Below are 5635 nucleotides of genomic sequence, written 5' to 3' on the forward strand. Positions count from 1 at the left end.
TCTACCGCAAGAAAAGCAGCTTTGAAAAAGCCATGGTGATGGCGATTCACCGTGAATCGTCCCAGCGTGTGCGGCCGGCATGCCCGCATTTCGGCATGCATACAGGCGCATGCGGCGGCTGCAAGATGCAGCATTTGCATGTGGGGGCGCAGGTGGCCGTGAAGCAGCGTGTGCTGGAAGACAATCTCTGGCACATCGGCAAGGTCAAGGCGGACAACCTGCTGCGGCCCATCGAAGGGCCGGCCTGGGGATACCGCTATCGCGCGCGGTTGTCGGTGCGCTATGTCCGCAAAAAGGGCGCCGTGCTGGTGGGGTTTCACGAGCGTAAAAGCGGCTACGTGGCCGATATGACCGAATGCCACGTGGTGCCCCGGCACGTGAGCGACATGCTCGTGCCGCTGCGCGAGCTGATCGGCAGCATGGATGCGAAGGAAACCCTGCCGCAGATCGAGCTGGCCTGTGGCGACGAGGTCACGGCCATGGTGCTGCGCCATATGGAACCCTTGAGCACCGGTGACTTGAACCGCCTGCGTGCTTTCGCTGTGTTGAACCCCGGCCTGCAATGGTGGCTGCAACCGGGGGGCCTCGAGACGGTCAAGCTGCTGGACGACGCTGTGCAGGAGCTGAGCTACGGCCTGCCGGAGTTCGATGTGGTCATGCCGTTCAAACCGACCGATTTCACGCAGGTCAACCCTCACATCAACCAGGTGCTGGTGTCGCGTGCACTGCGGATGCTGGCGGTGCAGCCGGACGAGCGGGTGATCGACTGGTTTTGCGGCCTGGGCAATTTCACCTTGCCGCTGGCCACACGCGCCCGTGAAGTGCTGGGCATCGAAGGCAGTGAAGTCCTGGTCGCCCGTTCACGCGAGAATTTTGAAAGGAACAGGCCTGCATCCAGCGTCCGACGGGCGCTGGCAGCTACAAAATTTGTAGCGCGCAACCTGTTTGAAATGACGCCGGCGATGCTGGTGAAAGACGGCCGGGCCGACAAATGGCTGGTGGACCCTCCGCGTGAAGGCGCTTTTGAGCTCTTCAAGTCCTTGGCAGCGCTGCACCAACAGATCGTCAGCGGCGTCCCCTGTGACGACGGTGAGCACCAGCAGAGCCTGGCCCTGAACGGCTGGGTGCCGCCGCAGCGCATTGTCTATGTAAGCTGCAACCCGGCCACCCTGGCGCGGGATGCGGGCGTGCTGGTGGACAGCGGCGCATACCGCTGCACGGCGGCCGGTGTGGTCAACATGTTCCCGCATACGGCCCATGTGGAGTCCATTGCGGTGTTTGATTTGGCGGCCCCCACGGTCTCTCCCTGCGTGTAGCTCCCGAGGCCTTGCAGGCCGCGGCCCCGGCTTGAATTGGAGAAACCCCAAGCTCACCCTGCGGAGAATGACACGAGGTGCGCATGAAAAAAGGGCCCTGAGGCCCTTTTTTGTTCTGTAGCGAAGCGGATCAGTCCCGGTCGCCGCCGAAGATGCCCAGCAGGGCCAGCAGGCTCTGGAAGATGTTGAACAGGTCCAGGTAAATGGCCAGGGTGGCGCTGATGTAGTTGGTTTCACCGCCGTCAATCACCTGCTTCAGGTCATACAGCAGGTAGGCACTGAAAACCGCAATCGCCAGCGTGCTGACGACGGCCATCAGCATGGTCGAGCCGACAAACACATTGATGACGGCTGCCACCAGGATGACCAGGGCACCGGCGAAGAGCCACTTGCTCATGCCGCTCAGGTCACGCTTGATGACGGTGGCCAGGCTGGCCATCACGAACATCACGCCGGCCGTTCCGGCAAAAGCCGTCATGACCAGCGATGCGCCGTTGCTGAAATTCAGAACCATGTCGATCATGCGCGAGAGCATCAGGCCCATGAAAAAGGTAAAGCCCAGCAACACGGGCACGCCCGCGGCCGAGTTCTTGGTCTTTTCAATGGCGAAAATAAAGCCGAAGGCACCGCCGAGGAACACGATCAGGCCCAATCCGCCCGTCAGGGAGCGGGTAATGCCCGTCGCCACGCCCAGCCAGGCGCCCAGCACGGTGGGCAGCAGGCTCAGGGCCAGCAGCCAATAGGTGTTGCGCAAGACCTTGTTGCGTTGCTCGACGCTGGAAGCAACGCCGTAGTCGAGGGTTTGAACATTGTCAGTCATGAAAGTCGTCTCCGAGGCGCCAGCAAATGCCGGCAAGATTATTTTAGGGTGCATTGCTGTTTTTCCAGCCCTCACTCCCTACTTTTTGTAAGGGTTCTATAAGCTAATTTGGCGGCAATGCGGACGAAGGGCGGCCCCAAATTTGCGTATGCTCGGTATCTTTGCCAACAAACTCCGGAAATCCTGAAGACCATGAAATCAAAAGCAGTGCTTGAACTCGCCGACGTCAAAACCATCGCCGCCGCCGCCGAGGCCGAAGCCCTCAAGAACAACTGGGCCGTCACCATCGCCATCGTCGACGACGGCGGACACCTGCTGCACCTGCAGCGCCTGGACGGTGCACCGCCCATTTCCTCGCACATTGCACCTTCCAAGGCCAATACGGCCGCCATGGGCCGCCGTGAGAGCAAGGTTTACGAGGACGTCATCAACGGCGGCCGTACGTCCTTTCTGTCGGCGCCCTACATTCACGGCATGCTCGAAGGCGGCGTACCCATCGTGAAAGAAGGGCAGTGCATTGGCGCTGTGGGTGTGAGCGGCGTGAAATCCAGCGAAGATGCGCAAATTGCGCGCGCTGGTATTGCCGCCATCGGCCTGTAAACCGCTTCGCAGCGGGAACAAAAAAGCCGACCAGAGGGTCGGCTTTTTTGTTGGCGAGAGCAGAACAACATCAAGAAAAAAAGCCTGGCTAAACAACCCCGAAGGGGTCTGTGGCTGGCTAAAAACGACCTTGGAGGCTTGGTAGCCCCGGATCGCCCCACGATGAAACTGTGCTGATGAAGAGGGTGATGAAACCGTGAAGGCGGCTTACTTGGTCAAAATCAGTTTGCCCAGGCGAGTGGCCTGAAGGCGGTAAGTCGAGCCGTTGTGGTTGATTTCCACGGCCTTTTGCCCGCGCAGGATTTCGGTGCTGTTGACGCAAGCGGCGGAAGCGCCCGACGAATGGCTGCCAGAAGCGGTCTCTGTGTGCGCAGGGGCGCGGGCAGGAAGGCTCAGGGTATGAGAGGCGGGCATTGCGATGGACATGATGGTTAAACCTGTTTGGGTTTCGTTAAGTTAATGATAACCATTCTCATTTGAAAGTCAAGCGAATCCAGGCTGCGGTTTTGTTTCTTTCTGTGTGAAAAACCTGGAGTGCCTGTCCAGCAGGCATGCGTCCAGGACCCTGATCAGTCCTGCAGGCCCTGGTTAGTTCTTGGGTTCAGTGATGAAACCGATCTTGCGCAGCCCGGCCTGTTGGGCTGCTGCCATGGCTTGGGCTACGCGCTCGTAGCGCACTGATTTGTCGCCGCGGATATGCAGGTCTGGCTGCGGGTTTTGTGCCGCCGACGCCTTGAGCTGCGTGACCAGTTCTTCGTCTGAAATTTTGGTCTCGTTCAGGAAATAGCTGCCTTCCGCATCCACGCTCAGGCGAATCGTTTCCGGCTTGATGTTTTGCGCTTCGTTGGAGGCGCGCGGCAGGTCGATGTTGACAGAATGCTTCATCACGGGAACCGTGATGATGAAGATGATGAGCAGCACCAGCATGATGTCCACCATGGGCGTCATGTTGATCTCGTTCATCACCTCATCGCTGTCGTCTTGGGTTCCAAAGGCCATGGTGCTTCTCGGTCACTGAATGAGGGAGCTCCGCGGCTGTGGGGCAGAGCAGGATAGAGGGTTGGCTTTCAGGCTTTTTTCATTGGCACAACATTGGCCTGTTGGCCGCCGGCGCTCACGCGGGCGCCGGTCACGAAGTAGGCGTGCAGGTCATGCGCAAAGCGGCTGAGCTTTTGCAGCACGCCCTTGTTGCCACGCACCAGTGCGTTGTAGCCAAGCACGGCGGGGATGGCGACTGCCAGGCCCAGCGCCGTCATGATCAGCGACTCGCCGATCGGGCCGGCCACTTTGTCGATGGTTGCCTGGCCGGCCGCGCCGATGGACAGCAGCGCATGGTAGATGCCCCACACGGTGCCGAAGAGGCCGACGAGGGGGGCGGTGGAGCCGACCGAGGCCAGGATGGCCAGGCCGGACTGCAGCTTGCCGGTGAATTCGTCGATGGCATTGCGCAGCGTACGCGTGACCCAGTCGCTCACGTCCAGGGCGTCGTGCAGGTGCGCCTTGGTGTTGCGATGGTGCAGCGTGGCTTCGCGGCCTTCCAGGGCGAGCTGGCGGAACGGGTTGGTGGGGTCGGCGCCCAGCTTGGTCAGGCCTGCGGCAAAGTCTTCGCTGTGCCAGAAATCTTCAGAGGCGCGGGCGATCTTTTTGTACTTGATGAGGTCCAGCGTTTTGATGATGATGACCATCCATGACGCGAGCGACATGACCAGTAGCAGCACGGCCACCGATTTGGTAACGATATCGCCCTGGCTCCAGACGTTGGCAAGGCCGAATTGGGAATTCATGAATCAATACTCCACGGGTTTCAAAAAGATTACTCCAGGACGAAGTTGATGGGTACGTTGAACCACATCTCTTCGGCCACGCCGCCACGCTTGCCGGGCACGTAGCGCCAGCGCATGACGGTGGTGACCGCTGCCTGGTCAAGCCGGTCAAAACCGCTTGACTGGCGGATTTCGGTTTTCTTCGCCTGGCCGTCTGCGCCGATCAGCACACGCACGATCACTTTGCCCTGCTCGCCAAGGCGCCGGCTGATGGGCGGATAGGCGGGCTTGGGGTTTTGCAGGTAGTCGGCATCGCTCGACGGCAGCTGTACTGCCGGTGGCGCGGGCGGCGTAACGGGTGCCACGGCCACAGGTGCGGGCGGCAGCGGCGGCGTGACAACGCCTGTCGGGGCATTGGGCGAAGGTGTCGGATCCGGGATGGCCAGCGGCTGGGGCGCGGGTTTGTCGGGTGCCTTGGCAACCGCTTTTTTCTGCACGGTCGGCGTGGGTGGGGTAGGGGGGACGGGCTCCACCTTGGGGGCGGGCGGGTCCACGAATTGCGTGAGGATTTCTGCAGGAATCACGATTTCGGCGGCGCGCATCAACAAGCCGCTTTGCAGCGCCCAGATGAACCCCACGTGCAGGCCCACTACCACGAGCGCGATAACAGCATTGCGGCTGAGGGGCTGGCGCGGCGGGGCGGGGCGTGGTGCGGTGGAGAAAGTGGCGTTCATCGAGAGGGAGATAGGTGGGCGAATGGCCACATGAGGCGCGGTTTCGGTCAAAAGGGCAACCAGGAAACTAGCGGCGGAAGATCCACCACGCGGAACCTATCACCAGCACAAGGCTGACAGGAAGGGCCGAAATCAGTATTGGGGAGAAGGTTGCAAGGTGTTCCATGGGCTGCCTTCCAGCGTGTGGGCGGCGAGCTTGATGTTGGCCGTCGGGCAGCTGGCGCTGCACTGCGCCACCACGTCGCGGGCGCAGCCTTCACACTGGCCGCACTGGGTGGCCACGCCGAGTTCGAACTGGATCTCGTCAAAGCCCAAGCCTGCTCGGGCATGGCGGGCAATTTCGCGGTCGGAGATTCGGCGGCAGACGCAAACGATCATGGATGGGCTTGGCTGGTGATTGAT

At 60.9% G+C, this 5635-nt stretch carries 8 protein-coding genes; 2 read left to right on the top strand and 6 right to left on the bottom strand.

Going from position 1 to position 5635, the window contains the following annotated elements; all coding sequences use genetic code 11:
- Positions 1-1316 (top strand): 23S rRNA (uracil(1939)-C(5))-methyltransferase RlmD (gene rlmD, locus AC1D1X_RS14130; RefSeq protein ID WP_477698495.1); only part of this gene is annotated, 1316 nt, incomplete at its 5' end.
- A 130-nt stretch (positions 1317-1446) separates the two neighbouring features.
- Here the strand turns inward: rlmD and AC1D1X_RS14135 are convergent.
- On the bottom strand, positions 1447-2136 hold the full coding sequence (locus AC1D1X_RS14135; protein WP_477671015.1) for a Bax inhibitor-1/YccA family protein: 690 nt from the start codon (positions 2134-2136) through the stop codon (positions 1447-1449).
- 192 nt (positions 2137-2328) lie between these two features.
- Between AC1D1X_RS14135 and AC1D1X_RS14140 the strand changes: the two genes are divergently transcribed.
- Positions 2329-2736 carry a GlcG/HbpS family heme-binding protein gene (locus tag AC1D1X_RS14140; RefSeq protein WP_477671014.1) on the top strand — a complete coding sequence of 136 codons (408 nt, stop codon included), beginning with the start codon at positions 2329-2331 and terminating at the stop codon, positions 2734-2736.
- Between the two features lie 207 nt (positions 2737-2943).
- Here the strand turns inward: AC1D1X_RS14140 and AC1D1X_RS14145 are convergent, their stop codons facing one another.
- The 5 genes from AC1D1X_RS14145 to AC1D1X_RS14165 form a co-directional block, all read right to left on the bottom strand.
- Complete coding sequence (locus AC1D1X_RS14145) at positions 2944-3162, bottom strand: hemin uptake protein HemP (protein WP_477671013.1); 219 nt, start codon at positions 3160-3162, stop codon at positions 2944-2946.
- 162 nt (positions 3163-3324) lie between these two features.
- Positions 3325-3735, bottom strand: a complete 411-nt coding sequence (locus tag AC1D1X_RS14150) for an ExbD/TolR family protein (RefSeq protein WP_477671012.1) — start codon at positions 3733-3735, stop codon at positions 3325-3327.
- Between the two features lie 68 nt (positions 3736-3803).
- Positions 3804-4520 (bottom strand): MotA/TolQ/ExbB proton channel family protein, encoded by a 717-nt coding sequence (locus AC1D1X_RS14155; protein ID WP_477698496.1) that lies wholly within the window; start codon positions 4518-4520, stop codon positions 3804-3806.
- A 29-nt stretch (positions 4521-4549) separates the two neighbouring features.
- Positions 4550-5233 carry an energy transducer TonB gene (locus AC1D1X_RS14160; protein ID WP_477671010.1) on the bottom strand — a complete coding sequence of 228 codons (684 nt, stop codon included), beginning with the start codon at positions 5231-5233 and terminating at the stop codon, positions 4550-4552.
- A gap of 132 nt (positions 5234-5365) precedes the next feature.
- Positions 5366-5611 carry a (2Fe-2S)-binding protein gene (locus AC1D1X_RS14165; RefSeq protein WP_457278810.1) on the bottom strand — a complete coding sequence of 82 codons (246 nt, stop codon included), beginning with the start codon at positions 5609-5611 and terminating at the stop codon, positions 5366-5368.
- Positions 5612-5635: the final 24 nt, after the last annotated feature.

Source organism: Polaromonas sp. P1_G4, assembly GCF_056405475.1.

Bases quoted from the DNA above. Each gene is read 5' to 3' on its own strand.
- AC1D1X_RS14135 (WP_477671015.1), bottom strand. From the start codon at position 2,136: ATGACTGACAATGTTCAAACCCTCGACTACGGCGTTGCTTCCAGCGTC.
- AC1D1X_RS14140 (WP_477671014.1), top strand. From the start codon at position 2,329: ATGAAATCAAAAGCAGTGCTTGAACTCGCCGACGTCAAAACCATCGCC.
- AC1D1X_RS14145 (WP_477671013.1), bottom strand. From the start codon at position 3,162: ATGTCCATCGCAATGCCCGCCTCTCATACCCTGAGCCTTCCTGCCCGC.
- AC1D1X_RS14150 (WP_477671012.1), bottom strand. From the start codon at position 3,735: ATGGCCTTTGGAACCCAAGACGACAGCGATGAGGTGATGAACGAGATC.
- AC1D1X_RS14155 (WP_477698496.1), bottom strand. From the start codon at position 4,520: ATGAATTCCCAATTCGGCCTTGCCAACGTCTGGAGCCAGGGCGATATC.
- AC1D1X_RS14160 (WP_477671010.1), bottom strand. From the start codon at position 5,233: ATGAACGCCACTTTCTCCACCGCACCACGCCCCGCCCCGCCGCGCCAG.
- AC1D1X_RS14165 (WP_457278810.1), bottom strand. From the start codon at position 5,611: ATGATCGTTTGCGTCTGCCGCCGAATCTCCGACCGCGAAATTGCCCGC.